Below are 1,456 nucleotides of genomic sequence, written 5' to 3'. Positions count from 1 at the left end.
CTGGAAAATACATCATTCGACTGGCGGTCATGCGGTCTACCGGCCCGTTATCATCATCAAGTCATGATCAAGACGTCTCGCGCCGACCCCGCATACGCTGCGGGACGAACCGCTGCTTGCGGATGGATGCGGCGCGCCTGCAACCCTGAATGGAGTGAGGACGAACGATGAGCGGACCGGGTCTGAGCGTGAGCGCCACGGCGGCACGCAATCTCGCGACGGCCTATGCGCTTGAACGACGCTGTATGCAATCGCAAGACCCAGACCGGTACCGGACCCCACCGGTTTCGTCGTGAAGAACGGCTCGAAGATCTTCTCCCGCAACGTATCCGGGATTCCGGGACCGGTATCGCTGATACGGATCTCGTCGAACTCTGGGCTCGACTGGGTCGTGATCCGGATCGTGCCGCCCTCCGGCATCGCGTCGGCGGCGTTGCCCAGGATGTTCATCACCACCTGATTGAGCAGCGCCGGGGTGCAGTGGATCTCGGCGCGCCCCGCGAAGCTGCGCTCCACGGCGATCCGGTCGCCGAGCTTGTGCTGGATCAGGGCCAGCACCGTCTCGATCGCCTCCGGGACGTTGACCAGGGCACGTTCGCCCTCGTCGAGGCGCGAGAACTTCCGCAGGTTCAGCACGAGATCCTGGATCCGGGTCAGCCCCATCCGCATCGAGCCGACCCGTTGCCGGGCCTTGTCGACGGCGCGGGCGGCCGCGTCCGGCGCGGCATCCGGCAATTCGCCGAGCAGGCGTTCGACCGTGCCCTGATGGGCCAGGATGAAGGCCAGCGGGTTGTTGATCTCGTGCGCGATGCCGGCCACCAGTTCGCCCAGCGAAGCCATCTTGGCGGCCTGGACGAGCTTGGACTGCGCCTCGGTGAGTTGGCGATTGGCGTCGGCGAGGTCGCGGTTGGCGCGCTCCAGGGCGTCGGCGAGCCCGGCCCGCGCCTCGGCCGCCTCGGCCTCGGCGCGGGCGCGCTCCACCGCCCGCTCGCGCTCGCCGAACTGGCCGGCGATGCGCCGGTCATCCTCCTCCAGCAGGCGCCGCCGCACGAAGCCGCGCACCCGCAGCGCCAGGACCTCGGCATCGGTCTTCGAGACCACGTCGTCGGCCCCGGCCGCGTAGGCTTCGACGAGGAAAGTCTTGGCCGGATCGCTGCCGGCGATCCCGACGAGGTGGAAGCCCGCACCCGCCGCCTGGCCGGAGCGCCGCTCGCTGATCACCTGGCACAGGGCGAGGCCGTCATAGGCGTGGCCCAGGAGATCGACCGTCACGCAGTCGAAGGCCTCGGCGCCGGCCGCCGCGTCCAGGGCGGCCAGCGCCGCGTCCGGCCCGTCGGCGCTGACCACGTGATGGCCGTCCTGGCCCATCAGGCCGGCGAGGAAAGTCCGGTACGTCGCGCTCCCGTCGATCACCAGGATCCGCCCGCGTCGGAACGCGGCCGCACCCGGGCCCTCG

Annotated in this window: 1 protein-coding gene; it reads right to left on the bottom strand. The window is 69.6% G+C overall.

Going from position 1 to position 1,456, the window contains the following annotated elements; all coding sequences use genetic code 11:
* Positions 1–36: 36 nt before the first annotated feature.
* On the bottom strand, positions 37–1,456 hold a 1,420-nt coding region (locus I53_RS16360), incomplete at its 5' end, for an ATP-binding protein (protein ID WP_251982338.1).

The sequence above is a fragment of the Methylobacterium sp. B1 genome (assembly GCF_000333255.1).
Lineage (GTDB): Bacteria > Pseudomonadota > Alphaproteobacteria > Rhizobiales > Beijerinckiaceae > Methylobacterium > Methylobacterium fujisawaense.
The sequence above is the reverse complement of the archived record's forward strand: the minus strand, read 5'-3'. Positions and strand labels throughout refer to the sequence as shown.